Consider the following 302-nt stretch of genomic DNA (forward strand, 5'->3'; position numbering starts at 1 on the left):
ACCCAGCCGGCCACCGCGGCCTACCGCGCGGCCCACCTGAAGGACTTCGACAGCCAGTTCCTGCAGGACGCCGCCGCCGGCAGGCTGCCGGCGGTGAGCTTCTACAAGCCCCAGGGCAACCTGAACCCTGTCTCTTATACACATCTCCGAGCCCACGAGACCGTACAGGAAATCGCGTATGCCGTCTTCTGCTGGAAAAGGGGGGGGGGGGGGGGGGGGGGGGGGGGGGGGGGGGGGGGGGGGGGGGGGGGGGGGGGGGGGGGGGGGGGGGGGGGGGGGGGGGGGGGGGGGGGGGGGGGGGG

The 302-nt window shown here is 76.5% G+C and carries 1 protein-coding gene; it reads left to right on the forward strand.

Going from position 1 to position 302, the window contains the following annotated elements:
- A partial coding sequence (locus tag JHD63_RS23360; RefSeq protein WP_198973179.1) for a hypothetical protein occupies positions 1–302 on the forward strand: 302 nt, incomplete at both ends.

Source organism: Xylophilus sp. ASV27 (genome assembly GCF_016428875.1).
In the GTDB taxonomy this organism is placed as follows: Bacteria; Pseudomonadota; Gammaproteobacteria; order Burkholderiales; family Burkholderiaceae_C; genus Xylophilus.